This is a genomic window from Chryseobacterium sp. (assembly GCF_045629545.1).
Classification (GTDB): Bacteria; Bacteroidota; Bacteroidia; order Flavobacteriales; family Weeksellaceae; genus Chryseobacterium.
The window spans coordinates 21,738-39,695 of record NZ_JAZQRK010000056.1 but is presented as its reverse complement, the minus strand read 5'-3'; the positions used below and the strand labels follow the sequence as shown (position 1 = coordinate 39,695).

The window sequence follows — 17,958 nt, the reverse complement described above, 5'->3', positions numbered from 1 at the left end:
AACGTCTATTAGTCAGATTTCAGCAATGATGCCTAAAAGAATAGCGGCAGTGACCATCGACGGATTTATGATTAAGATTATACTGTTTGTAATGGCTTTACAGCTGAAAGCAATCATGGATTAAAATTGGAAACTTGAGTTATTTACTGACTAGCCCGGATTGAACGGTGTGTTTGAGCTCTTTTTGTGGCGAGGATTTGGCGTGGACACAAAAAAGCGAGTAGTGAAAGCCGGAAGTAGCTATGAAGTAAAAAAAGATGTTGTAAAGGTAATTTGAGCTTTCGTACGTCTCTTTTTTTATATCTTTAACCATTCAACTTATACATTTTGCCGAATTTTTACGAAAAAGACAGTCCTTTTCAGGTTTTTATAACATTCAACAAATATTTGGATGTGCTAGAGCATATTCGCTACAATGATCGGCTAGAATATCGTGCGCAATATGCTGCATCCTTAATAGAGCAAACCAAAAATTATAAAGAATTGCGAGATGGTTTTCAGGATTTATCTTTGCTAGAAAAGCATGAAGACCTTATCCGCCTTTTGTTGTCTGATCTTTTCCCAACTGGACTGACGAGAAATGAGATAAAGGCAGCGAGTATTCCGCTCTCTAACGTAACATTTAATTATACTGAACGATTTCAGAATATATTGAAAGATGCGGGAACTGACTTTCAGATTGAATTTCGTGATATAAGCGATAATGAATATTATGTTTTTTGCTGTTGTTTGATTTTACAAATTCATTATAGCATTAACATTAAAAGTACATTGCCTCTTTACTATGATATCCCCAACAAACAAGGTATCGTAAAGCATTATAAAATAACAATCAATTCTGATTTTAGTGACGTGTATCCTGCGGACGAGAGCAAAATACCTTCTGAAGATATTGTAGATATGCTATTGGAGAATCTGGATGATGTGAATTTATGGAAAAAATATTTTCCTTCGCAATCTTGGATTCTTAAAGGCTTCACGATTATTACTCTTATAGATTGCACGTCTGAGGTAGCCCTGTCTGATCTAAAAACGAGTTTGATAAAAATTGATCCTGAAAATTTATATCCTGATAAGAATCTAAAAGATATTTTTAAATCGTATTTTGATATTTCAGAGCTTAACTTTGGTTTAATGCTCTTTAATAAAAAAACGCAGAAGCTAGAAAATTTGCCTTTGTATGAAAATTTTTTCACCAATCATATTTTGGACTTTTGGATCAATACTTTTGATGAAGAAGTAAGGAGAACTACATTTGAAAACATTAATTACAACTCTAAACCTGTAATTATATCTAATGTAAGTAAATTGGATGCGGATGTAAAGAAATTACCATCATTCGAAATTTTGGAACGGAATAAAATTAATAGTTTTATGGTAATACCCATTATGAAGGATAATCAGCTGATTGCCATTATGGAGTTTACTTCTTCTATTGCGAATAGCCTAAATGGTCTAAAACTAAAAAAGATAGAAGCTGTAATAGATATGGTGATATTTTCTCTCCATCGTTTTACGTTTGAGAAGAATAACCAAATAGAAGCTATTATACAAAGAGAATATACCACGATTAATGATAGTGTAATTTGGAAATTCAGGAATGAGGCAGAGAAATTTTTCAATGCGCATTTGTCTAAAACAACTTATACGCTAAAGGAAATCTCTTTTCAAAATCTTACGCCTTTATATAGCTTTTCTGACATCCGTTCTTCTTCGGAGAAAAGATACCGTCTGATGTTGGAAGATCTACTGCAGCAGAAAAACTGTTTGGCAGATTTGTTTTCTATGATTAATGATGGTGATGCTGAAAAGTATATGCTTGCCTTGGATATTTTCGAGAAAGAAATTACTCAAGAAATAAAAGCTGATACAGAACAACGTTTCCAGAGATTATTGAGAGAAGAAATACATCCTTATTTGCAAGGAAAATTGGAAATAAAAGATGATGAAAATAGTAAGAAAAATATCCTAGAATACTTCAGTAAAGTTTTCACTCAGAATAATCTTTTTTATTCTAATCGAAAAAAATTGGACGACTCTATCATGCTTCTCAACAGGAAATTGGCAGATGTATTGGACGAAAGACAAGAAATTGCGCAAGAGATTTTCCCACATTATTATGAAAGATTTAAGTCAGATGGCGTAGATCACAATTTATTTATCGGACAAAGCATCGCTCCAGAACTCCCTTATTCCAATAAAATTGTTCACCAATTGAGATACTGGCAACTAAAGACTGTATGTATGATGGAGATAGAATTCAAAAAATTCAGAAATACACTTGCTATTGATTTAGAAATCGCTTCATTAATATTTGTATACAACGAGAAAATAGATATCCGTTTCCGAATGGACGAAAAAAGATTTGATATAGATGGAGCTTATAACTCGAACTATGAAGTGATAAAAAAACGTCTGGACAAAGCTCACATCAAAGATTCTGACGAAAGGATAACTAGTCCAGGAAAGATAACTATCGTTTATTTCGGGCTGGAAAACCAAAAAGAATATCTACAGTACATCAGCAATTTGCAGAAAGAAAATATCCTACAAAATGATGTTGAGTTTTTGCGTGTAGAAGATTTGCAAGGAATATCTGGATTATTGGCCCTACGAGTTTCTCTATTTTAAATATTATAAAGAAAGAAAAGCATAAGCAAACGCTAACACAGAAGTGATAAGCCCTGCCATGAAAATCTTGTAAGTAATAGAAAGTAGTTTGTATTTTCTATCTAAAACTTTTCCCAAATAATACAAATCCTTGATCATAGAATCATAGATGTAATCTTTATCATTGATAAGATCGCGCATAGAGGTTTGAAAATCATTAAAGATCATTTGATTAAAGTTACCAAAAAATAAAAGATTCACTTTTCTTTCCTGGATATCTTTTTGTGTAAAATTACTTTTAGTAACGTTTGGTTTCGTAGAAAGAATCGCAAAAATAATTGTAAGAACACTGGATAACAATAATAAAAAGGTAGGAATAATAAGATGGGTATTTCTAGCAGAATCTAATTTGGGTACCAAAACAGATAAACAAACCGAAATAATAATGGCATTTACAGACAATAAAATATTAGCTTTGCTATCTGCGATATCGCTTAAGCGCGTGTGATTGTTCAATGTAATTCTGAAAAGTGTATCTACGCTTCTATCAGATTTTGGCTCTTTCTTGGTTTCTGTAGTTTCCTTTTTATCCTCTTCCTTGTTAAGCTTTTTCTCTAACTTCTTGATATTTTTCTTTTTCAAAGCATCCCAATTATTTTTAGCATAATCGGTGTAATACTGATGAACATTTTTCATCAAATCTAGATTGCCAGAATTCCACTCATCATTAGAAAAACATTTTACATTAGTAAGCTCCCACTCTAGCCTTAGTTTATCTGAAATATCATTATAGCAAGGGCTCGCAAAATGACTAGAATCTGCATCTTTTACAATCTTTTCTAAATCGTTTTTCGGAACGTAGTTTTTTTCGGTTGCCAAAATAAGAGCGGAAACTTCATCTATATAATCTTGAGAATAGTTCTCGGCAACCAAAAACTCTTGTAGAATCTCTGTGCCCTTCTGCTCGTGTTTTTCTGAGCTTTTGGTATATCCTACATCATGAAACCAAAGTGCCAATATTACTTTTTCCTTTTCAATCTCAGAAAGTTGAGAGTGATTAATAATTTCTTGCCCTTTGTTTACAGTGTAGGTAGTGTGAATAAAATTATGATAAAAATATACAGAAGATAACTTATCTTTGAATAAGTTTTCAACATAATCTTTAGCTTTGTGTAAAATGCTCATCCCGAATTTTTATTAATGTAAATGTATGAATTTATCCTTTAAATCTAACTTAAAATTTATTGCCATAGGCACCAAGACAGTGCTTATCTCAGGTATTATGTTTTCTTGTGCTACCTATAATGTACAAAAAGGCAAGAAACTTCGTGAGGTCAGTATTTCTGATAATCAGTCTCAAAACGAATACAAGATATTCTTGGTAGGTGATGCTGGTAACGCCGATGAAAACAATGCGCAACAGACATTAGACCTTATAAAAAATAAGTTAGATTCTGCTGATAAGAATTCTCTTCTACTATTTTTAGGAGATAATATATATCCATTGGGCATGCCCAGAGAATCTGACAAACATTACCCTTTGGCAAAAGAAAAATTAGAAAACCAATTGGCAATTACCAAAAATTTCAAAGGGAAAACAGTGGTTATTCCTGGAAATCACGATTGGTACCATGGCATTGATGGGCTAAAAGCACAAGAAGATTTTGTGAAGGACTATTTAGGTGACAAAAAAGCATTTTTACCAAAAAATTCTTGCCCGATAGATGATATTAATCTTACAAAAGATATCAAATTGATTGTTTTGGATTCTGAATGGGCTTTGGTAGATTGGGACAAATATCCTGGCATTAATAAAGGTTGCGACATCAAGAATAGAGAAGATTTTTATGAAGAATTTAAAGATTTAATTATAAAAAATCAAAATAAAAGAATCATTGTAGCAGTACATCATCCCGTGATAAGTTCTGGCGTACATGCGGGTTTCAATTCGGCGAAAGCCAATTTGTCGGCATTACGAGGTAAAGTTCCGGTTCCGGGCGTTGCCACACTTATTCATACGCTTAGAAGTTCTTCTGGTGCGAGTATGGAAGATCTTAGTAATATACATTATACAGATTTTGCTAATAGAATAAAAAGTATTATTCAAGATAAAAAAAATGTGACTTTAGTTTCTGGACATGATCATAATTTGCAATATCATGAGGATAAAAACATCAAACAAATAATAAGTGGTGCAGCATCCAAAACTGATCCTTCTACCATAACCAAAAATACCGATTTCTCCTTTGGTGGAAGTGGTTTCGCTATTTTGAATTTAAGAACAGATAACAGCTCGGATGTAGAATATTTTTCGACTAAGAATAATAAATTAGAAAAGCTAAGTCAGATTTCGGTGGTAGAAAAGCCTGTTCCATTTAAGAATAATTATCCAAATCAGTTTCCTGCAACGGCTACTACTACAATATATACGGCAAAACAAACCAAAGCTGGCAATTTTTACAAATGGCTTTGGGGAGAACATTACAGAAAATATTATGCAATGCCAATTGAAGCCAAAACCGCTAATCTTTCTACTTTGGATGGTGGTTACAAGCCTTTCAGAGAAGGTGGAGGAAACCAATCTAATAGTTTGCGATTGTTGGCAAATGATGGACAAGAATTTGTAATGCGTGGTGTAAAGAAAAGTGCAGTAAGATTTTTAAATGCCAAAGCTTTTCAGAAAAAAACTTTTGGCGATGAAATTAAAAACACATTTCCAGAAAGATTTTTGTTAGATTTTTATACAACAAGCCACCCTTTCACTCCTTTTTCTGTGAATAATCTTGCAGACAAAATAGATTTGTACCATAGCAATCCGAAATTATATTATGTACCCAAGCAAACAGCTTTAGGGAAATATAATGAAAACTTCGGCGATGAGCTGTACATGATAGAAGAACGCTTTTCTGCAGATCCAAAAACTCTAGCATCACTAGACGGAGCAAAAGATATTGTATCTACTGATGATGTTTTAAAAAACCTGAGAAAAGATAGCAAATATTCGGTAGACCAAGATTTGTACATGAGAGCAAGGATTTTTGATATGTTGGTGGGAGATTGGGATAGACACGACGACCAATGGAGATGGGCAGAACACCAAGATGGCAATCGCGTTATCTACAAACCAATACCAAAAGATAGAGATCAGGCATTCAGCAAATATGATGGTGCAGCTTTCAAATTTTTGATGAATATCCCAATGATTCGTCATATGAAAAGCTTTACCAATGATATAAAAAATGTAAAATGGTTCAATATGGAAGCTTATCCGTTGGATCTTATTTTACTTAAAAACACCAATCAGGAAGATTGGATGACACAAGCTAAGTATATTCAGGATCATTTGTCAGACTCGGATATTAATACTGCTTTTGATAATTTACCTAAAGAAGTAAAGGATGAAACTATAGTAGACATTCAGAATAAACTTAAAATTAGAAAAGGTAAACTAGAGCAATATGCACAAGAGTATTATGAAGTTTTGCAAGAAAAAGTGTCTCTTGCAGGAAGTGTAAATCGTGATAAATTTGTGATTACCAAAATCGGGAATACCGTAGAAGTAAAACAATATACGGAAGACAAAGACAAAACGGAAAAATTAGTTTTCACCAAAACATACGATGACAAAAAAACAAAAGAACTTTGGATCTATGGTTTGGAAGAAGATGATATCTATGAAGTTTCTGGTGAAGGTAAATCTAAAATTAATATACGTTTGGTTGGAGGATATAATCATGATACGTATAATGTATCTAATGGGCGCAAGGTAAGAATATACGATAACAAATCTCAGAAAAATACTTACAATACAAACGGTGCTGCCAAACATATTTCTAATGATTATGATGTAAACACTTACAATTGGAAACATCCGAAATACAACTTCTTTGCTGGCTATCCAAACGCCAACTATAATCCTGATGATGGATTGATATTAGGAATTGTGGCTAACTATACGGTGAATAATTTTATCCGTGATCCTTTTACCCAAAAACATAGTTTGAAAGCCAATTTATATACTGCAACTGGCGGATTCAATGTGGGATATAACGGAATTTTCAAAAAAGCAATTGGAGGTTGGGACGCACAAATAGACGCTTCCTACTCTACTCCATTTTTTGCAAGAACATTCTTCGGGATGGGAAATGAAACAGAGTACAATAAAGAGGAAGTAGAAAAAGAATTCAATAGAGTGAGAATTTCTCAGATTAAGTTTGCTCCCTCTTTATCAAGAACCAATTGGAACAACATCACCAATAAATTTCAATTGGATTTTGAACACAATAAAGTTTATAGAAACGAAGACAGAATTGTTGCCGTGTCGAAAGATATAAATCCGGAAGTATTTGATGGCCAACAATTTGGTGGCGCTAACTATACTTTTAGTTTTAGAAATTACGATAATAAAGCCTTTCCTACATTAGGTTTAGAGTTAATTTTAAATGCTGGTTGGAAGTCTAATTTATCGCAAACTGATAAAAACTTTATGACTTACAATGGAACCTTGAATATCTTTAGAAAAATAGATAAAAAAGGAAAATTTGTTTTTGCCAACTCCAGTAATGCAATGATCATTAATAACAATAATTTTGAGTTTTATCAAGCCGCAAGTATTGGAGGAAATAATGGATTGAGAGCGTATAGAAATCAGCGTTTTTCTGGTAAATCTTACTTTGTGAATAATGCCGAAATCCGTTGGGATCTAGGAAGGGTGAAAAATAATATTGTCCCTACCAACATTGGAGTTTTGGTAGGATATGATTTGGGTAGAGTGTGGAATGACAAAGAGATTTCGAACAAATGGCATCAAGATGTTGGAGCTGCAGTTTGGCTAAATATTTTGGAAACATTCTCTGCAAGACTGGGCTACTTTATTGGCGAAGATGGCGGAAGAATTTCTGGCGGTGTCGGGATGAATTTCTAATCTTTATTTTAAATAAAAAGAAAATCCACAAACGAGATGTTTGTGGATTTTTTCTTGGATTAAATTTTAAGTTTAATTTATTTTAAACTGATACACATTTCCGCCCGTTTTCTTATCTTTCTCATCAGCAATTAACAAAGTAGTATCATCCAAAAATACGATAGCTTCCTTCTGAGAGTTATCCTCTAAAGCGATTGTTTTTATTTTGGCTTTGCTAAAATCATCTGCTGTAAAATTGGTTAACAAATGAATATTTCTGTGCGTTAGCAAAACTATTTCGTTTTTAGAATTGATAGATGCAGAGGTAATTGCCGCATCGTCATAGTTTCCTTCCAATTTTAATTTACCAACCAATTTCGCTTCGAAATCGCCTTCTTTGTTCGGAATTTGAAATATCAGAAAAGTACCATCAAATGCTTTACTTCTATTTTTGGTAAATAAGTAAAACATTCCATCTTTCTCTACAAAAGCTTCGCAATCATATAAAAGATTAGATTTTTTTGGAGGAAATTCTGTTTGCCCTTCATAGCTAAACTTTGTAGTTTGGATAGCTTTTGAAGTAGTTTGAGTACTCTTTTTAAGATCCAATTTCACGATAGAAAGATTTTTTCTATCATTTTCATTATTCCCAAAATCACCTATATACAGATTTCCCTCCTTATCCTTGGAAATATCTTCCCAATCTGTATTTTCAGCGTTCTCTACTACTATCTCAGATAATAAGTTGCCTTTTCTATCTAAAGCAAAAACCGAATTTTTATTCCCCTGATCCTCAATTGCCCAAATAGTTTGTTGGTCATTAGACAAGGTGATCCCAGAAACTTCTTTTAGTTTTTTGGGTAAAGAAAATTCTACTTTTAATTGGTCATTTTGCACTATATCTTGAGCTTTTGGGTTACAACTGAGCAGCAACAATACGGTAATAATTTGAATTCGCATACTTATATTTTTGTTTGATTATCCAAGTTATCCTTGGCTTTTTTCAGAAAGTTTCGCTTTTTCCCACAAAACATCCATCTCTTCTAGCGACATCGTTGCTAAGTTAAGGTTTTCTGCAGTAGCAAGAACTTCCATTTTTTTGAATCTTGATATAAATTTGTTATTGGTTTTCTCCAAAGCAGTGTCAGGATTAAGGCCCGTCATCCTAGCATAATTAATCAGAGAGAAAAATACATCACCCAATTCCACTTCCTTCTTTTCGATATCTGTTTCTTCGTGAAATTCCTTAATCTCTTCTTCCACTTTTTGCCAAGCATCTTCTGGATGATCAAATTCAAATCCTATGCCTTTTACTTTATCTTGTATTCTAAAGGCTTTCACAATGCTCGGAAGACCTTTCGGTACACCACCCAAAATAGAAGTATTACCTTCTTTCAGTTTTAGCTTTTCCCAATTTCTTTTTACTTCTTCTTCATCTTTCACTACGGTATCACCATAGATGTGGGGATGGCGAAAAATAAGTTTCTCATTAAGAGAATTGATGACGTCGGCGATATCAAAACTTCCTTTCTCCGAACCAATTTTAGAATAAAATACCAAGTGAAGAAGTACATCACCCAATTCTTTCTTGATTTCTACCAAATCTTCTTGTAACAAGGCATCAGAAAGTTCATAGGTTTCTTCTATCGTCAGCTGTCGAAGAGTTTGTAGCGTTTGTTTCTGATCCCACGGACATTTCTCTCGAAGGTCATCCATAATATCCAATAATCTACCAAAAGCTTCGAGTTTTTCTTCCTTAGTATTCATTTTATTTCAAAAGTATAAGTTGCAAATTTACTCCTAATTTGGCAAACAAAAAGCCTTGCTGAAAATATTCTCAACAAGGCTTTTATTACTTTATATCAATGGATATTATCCCATTTTTCTATGTGTACTCTTAGTAGCACCTTTTGCAGAAGCAGAAGCTTTTACTTTCGGTGTAGCGGGTTTATCAGCCTTTGGCGCTACTTTTTTTGCAACAGCTTGTTCTGTAATATCTGCTTCAGCTTTATCAGAATCCGCAGAAACTTCAGTTTTCACAAAACTTTCTGGAGTGATGTATCCTGCTTTGTGAAGGATATTGTACCACTGTGATAACTTTTTGATATCAGAGAAATATACTCTTTCTGTATCATAGTTTGGAAGAGAAGCCGTCATAAATGCTTTCAATTCTTCCTCAGAAGATTTGTGAGAGATTGTTGCTTTGTAATCGTAGTTTTTAGCAATATTTTCAAAAACTTCAAACAATGGAACTTCTTTATCGAATGTAAACATCGCGATATTATCTAGCAAACTTACTTGGCTAGAGTTCCCAATACTTACTTTTTTCTTTGTAGTTACATCTTCGATGATAAAACCGTTTCTAAGTTGAGAAACCAATTTGTAAAGACCTGGCTTACCAGAGATTGAAATTATTTTTTCTAACAGCATAATTTTAATTTTTTAAAAACTTTATCAGCAGGCTGCAAACCCACCGTTTCGAATATTATTTATTATTTTATTTCTACTTTTATTTTGGAAATCTCATCTTATAACTGATGGAGACATCACCTTGTGATATTTTGGTCAATTTACCTTTTACAAGTTTCTTTTTTAAAGAGCTCAGATGGTCGGTAAATAATGTACCTTCTATATGATCGTATTCATGCTGAATTACGCGGGCTCTAATATCGGAAAAAGTTTCTGTATGCTTCACAAAATTTTCATCTAAATACTCAATTAAGATTGTACTTTTCCTTTTCACATCTTCTCTTACATCTGGGATAGAAAGACAACCTTCGTTAAATTTCCATTCTTCACCAGATTCTTCTAAGATTTGTGCATTGATGAAAACTTTCTTGAAATCTTTCAGCTCTTCAGCAATATCTTCATAATCTTCATCTTCAGCCAATGGCGTTACATCCACTACAAACAGACGAATATCTAGCCCAATTTGTGGTGCTGCAAGACCAATCCCGTTGGCGCTGTACATGGTTTCAAACATGTTTTTTATTAACTCCTGTACTTCAGGATAGTCTTTATCTATGTCTTTTCCTACTTTTCTCAAAACAGGATCTCCAAAGGCTCTTATTGGTAAAATCATCTTGTTCTATATTCTAAAAAATTCTGCAATATGATGGTTGCACTTATTTTGTCTATTAATCCTTTTTCTTGCCTTTGTTTTTTATTTTTTCCGCTCTGAGAAATAAAAAACGAAGCCATCTTAGAAGTAAATCTTTCATCTACACGATGGATCTTAATATTTGGAAACTCTGTATTAAAATTTTCAATAAACTTTAATATATCCACTTCCACTTCAGAAAGATTTCCTTTCAAATCTGTGGGAAGTCCTACTACAACGTCTTCTACGTTGTTTGCAACAATATACTTTTTCAGGTATTCTATTACATTTTTGGTTTCTACAGTCTCTAGCGCACTTGCGATGATTTGCATATCATCGGTAGCCGCAAGGCCACAACGCGCCTTTCCGTAGTCTATTGCAAGGATTTGTCCCATAAGAGTGCAAATTTAAGAAATTTTAATCATTTTATTCAATACGTCGTTTTTTTTCTAAATCTTGATTTTTTCCGTGATTTTTTTTATAATTTTATTTAATTAAATAAAAAATTATGAAGCAACTCATCTTGGTAAGACATGCAAAAAGCGACTGGCCCGAAGAAACCAACGATTTTGATCGCCCTTTGGCTGATAAAGGTCTACAAGATGCTTTAAAAATGTCTAAATATCTAAAAAACAACCACATTAATATCAATCTACTCATATCTAGCCCAGCAATTAGAGCGCTAGGAACATGCAAAATATTCAATCAGGCCTATCATTTGGATCTAAAAACGGATGAAAAGTTATATAATCCATCAGAAAATAATTTTCTTTCTGTGATCTATACTGTGGATGATTCTGCAGAATCTGTGGCTTTATTTTCTCATAACAACGGAATATCCAATTTTGCCAATTCTATTTCGGAAGATATTTTTCATTTTCCTACTTGTGGCGTTGCAGGTTTCGAGATCGATTGCGATTCTTGGACTGAATTTGATGGAGCTAATAAGAGGTTATTATTCTTCTATGAACCTGGAAAAATTTAGAGTATAAAAAAAAAGCGGTACAAAACCCGCTTCTTTTACTATATTATTAAGATTAATTATCTTTTTTCTTTAAATACAAATCATCAAAATCAAAACTAAAATCGGTAACATCCGAAATTGCTTTTAATTTTGCAGACTCAGCTTTGCCATTTTCATTGTAATTAAATATCAAATAGGCATCAGCATCATAGCTTCTATCATCCCACTTCACTATAAATGTATTGTTAGAAAACGGGAGTAATTCTCCTTTTAATCTTGGCGAATTTTTACAAGAAATCCTATATGTTTTGTCTTGTTGGGCAATAGAAACATCACCGAACCAAGGATCGTTATATACACCAACGAACTGTTCTGCTTTCGGGTGAAGGCTCTTCTCTTTTTTGAAAGCTTCAGATTTTGCAAAAGCCTCTTTCTTTTGCTTATCATACATCTGTTCTGCTTTAGTCATCCTTTCGCTGTAGTTTTTCAACCAATTTCTATCTTCTAATCCCAAATAAGAATCTTTGATAGTATTTGTAATGGTATTGAAAGCCGCACCAGATTGCTGGTTGGTAAGTACAACAATTCCTAACTTTATTTCTGGAATCAGTGTAAACTGAGTCACTGTACCTATCAGTCCACCCGTGTGTTGTACTTGTTTGTGTCCTTTTACATCACTCAAGAACCAACCCATTCCATATCCATAGAAACTTGTGTCATAAGGGTTTTTAGCTGCTACTCCGCTAGGTATTTGCAAACTCCAAAGTTGCTGAACTTGTTTATCTGAAATTAGTTTTTTACCATCTTTAGTGGTAAAATTATTCAGAAGACAATCTGCCCAAGTTGTCATATCCTTAATATTACTCATTATTCCCCCTGCGGCATTAGCGGTCTCGTTCCAATCGTGAGGAACGGCAATTACTTTTCCATCTACTGGTGCGTGTGCATCTATTTTGTTGGCAACTGCTTTTGCTCTGTTGTAACTTCCATAACTAGACGTCATGCCAACAGGTTTTAGAATTCTTTGTTCTACAAATTCTGCCCATGATAAACCAGAAACTCTAGTAATTACTTCACCAGCGACAATAAACATTACGTTGTTATAATCTAAGGTAGTTCTAAATCCGTTTTCTGGTTTTAGATATCTTACATTATGTACAATATCCTTGATAGAAAGGCTTCCACCTTCTGGGAAAAACATCAAATCTCCTTGTCCCAAACCAAGTCCGGCTCTATGCGTTACCAAATCCTTAATGGTTACATTTTGAGAAACGTAGGCATCATTCATTTGGAATTCTGGGATGTATTTCGAAACTTTATCGTCCCAATTTATTTTGCCTTCGTCGGCTAGAATAGATAGAGCAACACAAGTAAACCCTTTAGAATTTGAAGCAATCCCAACCAAAGTAGTATCGTCCATAGGTTGGTTTGTTGCCAAAGATCGTGTACCAAAACCTTTAGAATAGATAACCTTCCCTTCCTTCACTACCCCTACCGACATCCCCGGAACATTGAAAGTTTTTATCGTATTTTGAACTAATTCGTCTAGTTTTTTTTCTTCTACTTGTGCAAAACTGATCATTGAGCATAAGACGAAGACTAAAGAAAATTTACGTTTCATTATGATATATATTATTTGTCCAAATTTAGCAATATTTGAGGCAAAAGAATAGTTATAGTGATAAAAGTAAATCTTTACTAAATTTGCAAAAGAAAAAAAGCGCATCTCATGACAAAAATACTTCTCCTTTCAGATTCTCATTCTTATATTGATGATAGAATTTTGGAGTATGCAAAAGAAGCCGATGAAATATGGCATGGTGGAGATTTTGGAAGTTTTGAAATTATTGAAGAACTAGAAAAAATAAAGCCTCTGAAAGGTGTCTACGGAAATATAGACAATGCCAAAATTAGAAGTCAGTTTCCGGAAGTTACCCGATTTGTATGTGAAGAGGTAGCGGTTTTGATGATCCATATTGGTGGATATCCTGGAAAATATACGGCTTTGGCAAAAAAGGAAATTGCTGAGAAAAAGCCTAAAATATTTATATCTGGGCATTCTCATATTTTGAAGGTGATGTATGACAAGAAAAATGATCTTTTGCACTTAAATCCTGGAGCTTGTGGTAAACAAGGTTGGCACCAAACGCGCACAATGATGCGATTTGTGATTGATAAACAAGAAATAAAGGATTTGGAAGTGATAGAATTGGGTCCGAAAATATAATCTAGGCAAACCCATCTTTGAAAATCCGAAAAAAATAGCCGCGATAGAAACGGCTACCCCACAGCAAGTAAGGGAACGAAGTGGCGATGGCGCGAGGAGTAATAGTGGATAGCGCGAAATAGCTACAAAAAATAAAACGAATAATTAATAAAAAGTAGTACATTATAATAATGAAAATTGGTGATAAAGTGTCTGTGGTAGATGAAGATCTGAGCGGAGTAGTAACTTCTGTGAATGGGAATATTGTGGTTTTGAAGGACGAATACGGCTTTACACACCAATACGAAAAAGAAAAATTGGTTCCGAAAATGGCATCTTTGTATGAAAATGTTACGGTCACAAAAAAAGAAGAACCCAAAAAAGCAGTTTCTAAAAAACACCACAAAACAGCTTTGGTCCTAGATCTACATTTTGAAAATTTGGTAAAAAACCCTAATGACTATGACAGTTTCGAGAGATTGTTTTTACAAAAAGAAAAGCTGGTGGATGTCATTAGTTTTTGCCGAAAAAACCATCTCAAAAGATTAGAAATAGTACATGGAATTGGAGATGGAACACTCCAGAGATTAGTGTGGGACACCCTTGAGAGCCAAACCAATCTAGATTTTTATAACAAAGAAATTCTTCATCATCAATCGGGTGCTGTAATGGTAGAATTTCACTAAATTTGCATCTATTGTCATATGAATACACTACACTTACTTTTTACAAAAGACGGATTGGTCTATCAGATTTCTAAAAACAAAAATGTTTTAGAAGAAAAATCTTTTCTCTCTTCTGAAGAAACTCCTGAAAATTTCATCTCTGAAAAACTAGACGAAATATTGGTAAAGCAAAGATACGACGAGGTTTCTGTACTCTCTGCTTTAAATCATTTTGCGATGATGCCGGATAGTTTTTCTGACCATGAGTCAGGTTTTGATCTGATTGCCTATAACGCGCCTGTAGAAAGAGATAGTGAAGAACTGATGTTGTCTGTAAATAAAAAACACAGTCTGCAGTTTTATTATACTTTTCCAAAGATTTTTTATACCAAAATAAAAGATTTGTCTATCCCAGTGAGATTCAATTTTTCGGGTGAAAAGTTTTTGAATTCTATTAGTAACAAAGGCAATAAAGAAATCCATATCAACCTCTATCACAACCAATGCGAGTTTTTTGCGATAGACGATAAGAAAATAATACTATACAATAATCTTGATGTAAATTCTGAGGTAGATTTTCTTTATTTTGTAATGTTTACACTTAGTAAAATAGGTTTCGGAATAAAAGATACCCAATTTTTCGTGTACGGAGAAACAACAGAAAACGAGACTTTTATTTCCGAATTGCAAAAATTTGTAAAGAACCTACGAATAGTTTTTGACAATTTACCAAGAAAAAATTTCATCCTCAACTAGGAAACTTTCGATCTGAACTTTCATGAAGCTCTCCTTGATTTTTCCTTATCCATTTTAAATTTAAAAAAATATGTACAGAATAATTTCCGGAAAATGGAAAGCAAAAAAAATAGCAGCACCCAAAAATTTTGATGTAAGACCTACCACAGACTTTGCAAAAGAAGCATTGTTCAGCATTATAGAAAACAAATATGATATGCAAGCGAGCTCTGTTTTGGATCTTTTTGCTGGTATTGGCTCTATTTCATTTGAATTTGCCTCTCGTGGTTGCCAAGATGTAACATCTGTAGAGATGAACCCAAAACACACTTCTTTCCTGAATTCTACAGCGTCTGAGCTAGGCTTTTCTTCTCAGGTAAGTGTACAAAGAGGCGATGTGTACGATTGGCTAAAGAAATTCAGAAATAACAAATCTTACGAGATTGTATTTGCTGATGCACCTTTCGAAACGGCAGAAGAAAAATATAATACGATGATATCTTTGGTTTTGAACAACAAATATCTAAAACCAAACGGAATTCTTATTGTAGAACACCAAAGTAGATTGTCTTTTGACCATCCGAACTTCTTGTATACGAGAAAATACGGGAATATAAGTTTTAGTTTTTTCCAGCCTAACGAAGAAGAACCAGAATTGGAAATGGCTTCTGAAACTGAAGAAAATTAAATTTATTTTAATTAAAATAAAAAAGAGCTGATTCTGTACGGAATCAGCTCTTTTTTTTATAAAACTTTAAGTTCTAAATCTATGGATTTGCCAAAGAACTTTTTGGATATTTTTTCGAAATTTTTTGTGATATCAGAAAGATAAAATTGATATTTTGGTTTAGCATTATGATCATTCAGAAGATGATACTTATCTAAAATAATTGATAAATGATTGGCTACAATGTTGGGAGAATCTATGACACGAACTCTATTCCCGTAATATTGTTTGATCTCGTCTATCAAAAGTGGATAGTGCGTACAACCCAAAATTAGGGTTTCTATATTTTTAAGTTTAGAATTGCTGAGATAATTATAGATAATTGCATGAGTAATTGGATGATTTTTAAAACCTTCTTCTATTGCAGGCACCAAAAGAGGTGTTGCCAACTCGTCTACCTTGATAAATTTGTTTTGCTTTCGAATACTTTTCTTGTACAAACCAGAATTCACAGTAGCTTTTGTAGCGATAACTCCAATATTATTATGAATTTCGTACGCTACTTTTTCTGCCACAGGATTGATAACGTCTATTACGGGAATTTTTCCGTCCACCATCTTCAATACTTCTGGCAATGCGTTAGCCGTCGCAGTATTACAAGCAATAACGATTGCTTTGCACTTTTGTTCTAGCAAGAAGTTGGTAATTTGGGTAGAATACTCTATAATAGCTTCTTTGGATTTTTCGCCATAAGGAAGATGTTTGGTATCTCCAAAATAGATTAAATCTTCGTGAGGCAAAAGTCTTTTTATTTCTTTAGCAACGGTAAGTCCGCCCACTCCACTATCAAAAATACCTATCGGCTGTTTGGGAGAAAGATGCGAATAATCTTGTTTTTTAGTTTTCAAAAGAACTGAAATTTTATGCAAAAATACTTAAAGATTTTAAATTGTGGATTGAGAAATGCTTTTTTTAAACCTGAAAAAGATCCGAGGCAATTCCGTCTGCCATAAACCAATGTTTCTCAGGAATTTTAAGATGGTTATCTTCTTTCACCAAAATTCCTTCTTGTAGTTTGAGTATGCTATCTTTCTCGAAAGTTTCTAAAACTTGCTCGGAGAATTTTTCCTTCAAACTTCTCAAATCTACTCCCCAAGTTGTCCTAAGCCCAATCATAATCATTTCGTTGAATTGATCCTTTGGAGATAGAATTTCGGTTTCTTTAGCGAGAAGCATAGAGTTTAATTTTTTGATGTATTGTTGATTGTTGGCTATATTCCAACTTCTTACATCATACCCATTGTAAGAATGTGCTGAGGGTCCAATACCAAGATATTCTTTGTATTTCCAATACGCAGAATTATGTTTAGAATGAAAACCTTTTTTCGCAAAATTTGATATTTCGTAATGTTCGAACTCATGATCCTTGAGAAAATCAATCATGTAATAAAACTCTTTGTTTAGCTCTTCTTCTTTCGGGTTTGAAACTTTACCGTTTTCTATCCACTTTTCTAGCACTGTTTTCGGTTCTACTGTTAACGCATAAGATGAAATATGAGGAATTTCTAATGCAATACTTTTATTTAAATTCTCTTTCCAAATTTCAAAATTCGATGTTGGCGAACCATAAATCAAATCGATACTTATATTTTCATAGCCCGAATCTTGTGCTCTTTTGATGGAGCTTTCTGCTTCAGAAGAACTGTGCGCACGATTCATCATTCTTAGATCTGCATCAAAAAAACTTTGTGTACCAATAGATAATCTATTGATGGGCGAATTGGATATTTCTCGTAAGAATTTTTTATCCAAGTCGTCTGGGTTTGCTTCTAGCGTAACTTCTATATCAGAACTGAAGCTAAAGTATTTGAGAACCTCATCAATAAGAGATTTTATTTCATCTCCTGATAATATAGACGGTGTACCTCCACCAAAATAAAGGGTTTGAAGATTTTTACTATTGAGTTCCTCTTTTCTAAGAAAGATTTCTTTCTTCATTGCGGCCAACATTTCGTCCTTAAAATTTAAAGAAGTAGAAAAGTGAAAATTGCAATAGCTGCATTTTTGCTTGCAGAATGGGATGTGAATATAGATCATAAAAAAAGCTC

General features: G+C 33.5%; 16 protein-coding genes. 7 read left to right on the top strand and 9 right to left on the bottom strand.

The genetic code is table 11. The features are described 5' to 3' along the window. Positions 1-327: 327 nt before the first annotated feature. Positions 328-2,631, top strand: coding sequence for a GAF domain-containing protein (locus tag ACKI42_RS13925; protein WP_407406182.1), 2,304 nt, complete (start codon positions 328-330; stop codon positions 2,629-2,631). A 3-nt stretch (positions 2,632-2,634) separates the two neighbouring features. On the opposite strand, the gene ACKI42_RS13920 is transcribed toward ACKI42_RS13925, so the two are convergent. Then, a complete protein-coding gene (locus tag ACKI42_RS13920; protein ID WP_407406181.1) occupies positions 2,635-3,795 on the bottom strand; it encodes a Pycsar system effector family protein in 1,161 nt (386 codons plus the stop codon). 25 nt (positions 3,796-3,820) lie between these two features. Here ACKI42_RS13920 and ACKI42_RS13915 point away from each other — a divergent pair, with 25 nt between their 5' ends. Then, positions 3,821-7,534, top strand: a complete 3,714-nt coding sequence (locus ACKI42_RS13915; protein ID WP_407406180.1) for a metallophosphoesterase — start codon at positions 3,821-3,823, stop codon at positions 7,532-7,534. A gap of 72 nt (positions 7,535-7,606) precedes the next feature. On the opposite strand, the gene ACKI42_RS13910 is transcribed toward ACKI42_RS13915, so the two are convergent. The 5 genes from ACKI42_RS13910 to ruvX all read right to left on the bottom strand — a co-directional run bounded on the left by ACKI42_RS13910 (position 7,607) and on the right by ruvX (position 11,008). Continuing rightward, entirely contained in the window at positions 7,607-8,473 is an 867-nt protein-coding gene (locus tag ACKI42_RS13910) for an SdiA-regulated domain-containing protein (RefSeq protein WP_407406179.1), read from the bottom strand. 27 nt (positions 8,474-8,500) lie between these two features. Then, positions 8,501-9,280, bottom strand: coding sequence for a nucleoside triphosphate pyrophosphohydrolase (gene mazG, locus ACKI42_RS13905; protein ID WP_407406178.1), 780 nt, complete (start codon positions 9,278-9,280; stop codon positions 8,501-8,503). Positions 9,281-9,385: 105 nt separating this feature from the next. Continuing rightward, positions 9,386-9,943: a DUF5606 domain-containing protein gene (locus tag ACKI42_RS13900; RefSeq protein WP_407406177.1), complete on the bottom strand. Its 558-nt coding sequence runs from the start codon at positions 9,941-9,943 to the stop codon at positions 9,386-9,388. Positions 9,944-10,022: 79 nt separating this feature from the next. After that, positions 10,023-10,595, bottom strand: a complete 573-nt coding sequence (def, locus tag ACKI42_RS13895) for a peptide deformylase (protein ID WP_407406176.1) — start codon at positions 10,593-10,595, stop codon at positions 10,023-10,025. Next, a complete protein-coding gene (gene ruvX, locus ACKI42_RS13890; protein WP_407406175.1) occupies positions 10,592-11,008 on the bottom strand; it encodes a Holliday junction resolvase RuvX in 417 nt (138 codons plus the stop codon). Before ruvX ends, def begins: the two co-directional genes overlap by 4 nt. A gap of 113 nt (positions 11,009-11,121) precedes the next feature. Here ruvX and ACKI42_RS13885 point away from each other — a divergent pair, with 113 nt between their 5' ends. Next, a complete protein-coding gene (locus ACKI42_RS13885) occupies positions 11,122-11,598 on the top strand; it encodes a SixA phosphatase family protein (protein WP_407406174.1) in 477 nt (158 codons plus the stop codon). A gap of 52 nt (positions 11,599-11,650) precedes the next feature. Here ACKI42_RS13885 and ACKI42_RS13880 read toward each other — a convergent pair whose 3' ends face one another. Further along, complete coding sequence (locus tag ACKI42_RS13880) at positions 11,651-13,198, bottom strand: serine hydrolase (RefSeq protein ID WP_407406173.1); 1,548 nt, start codon at positions 13,196-13,198, stop codon at positions 11,651-11,653. A 108-nt stretch (positions 13,199-13,306) separates the two neighbouring features. Here ACKI42_RS13880 and ACKI42_RS13875 point away from each other — a divergent pair, with 108 nt between their 5' ends. The 4 genes from ACKI42_RS13875 (at position 13,307) to ACKI42_RS13860 (ending at position 15,871) form a co-directional block, all read left to right on the top strand. After that, positions 13,307-13,804 carry a metallophosphoesterase family protein gene (locus tag ACKI42_RS13875; RefSeq protein ID WP_407406172.1) on the top strand — a complete coding sequence of 166 codons (498 nt, stop codon included), beginning with the start codon at positions 13,307-13,309 and terminating at the stop codon, positions 13,802-13,804. A 170-nt stretch (positions 13,805-13,974) separates the two neighbouring features. Next, positions 13,975-14,469: a Smr/MutS family protein gene (locus ACKI42_RS13870; protein ID WP_407406171.1), complete on the top strand. Its 495-nt coding sequence runs from the start codon at positions 13,975-13,977 to the stop codon at positions 14,467-14,469. An 18-nt stretch (positions 14,470-14,487) separates the two neighbouring features. Continuing rightward, entirely contained in the window at positions 14,488-15,204 is a 717-nt protein-coding gene (locus tag ACKI42_RS13865) for a DUF3822 family protein (protein ID WP_407406170.1), read from the top strand. A 70-nt stretch (positions 15,205-15,274) separates the two neighbouring features. Continuing rightward, a complete protein-coding gene (locus tag ACKI42_RS13860) occupies positions 15,275-15,871 on the top strand; it encodes an RsmD family RNA methyltransferase (RefSeq protein ID WP_407406169.1) in 597 nt (198 codons plus the stop codon). 56 nt (positions 15,872-15,927) lie between these two features. Here the strand turns inward: ACKI42_RS13860 and murI are convergent, their stop codons facing one another. Then, positions 15,928-16,758, bottom strand: a complete 831-nt coding sequence (gene murI, locus ACKI42_RS13855) for a glutamate racemase (RefSeq protein WP_407406168.1) — start codon at positions 16,756-16,758, stop codon at positions 15,928-15,930. A gap of 64 nt (positions 16,759-16,822) precedes the next feature. Continuing rightward, positions 16,823-17,947, bottom strand: a complete 1,125-nt coding sequence (gene hemW, locus ACKI42_RS13850) for a radical SAM family heme chaperone HemW (protein ID WP_407406167.1) — start codon at positions 17,945-17,947, stop codon at positions 16,823-16,825. Positions 17,948-17,958 lie beyond the last annotated feature (11 nt).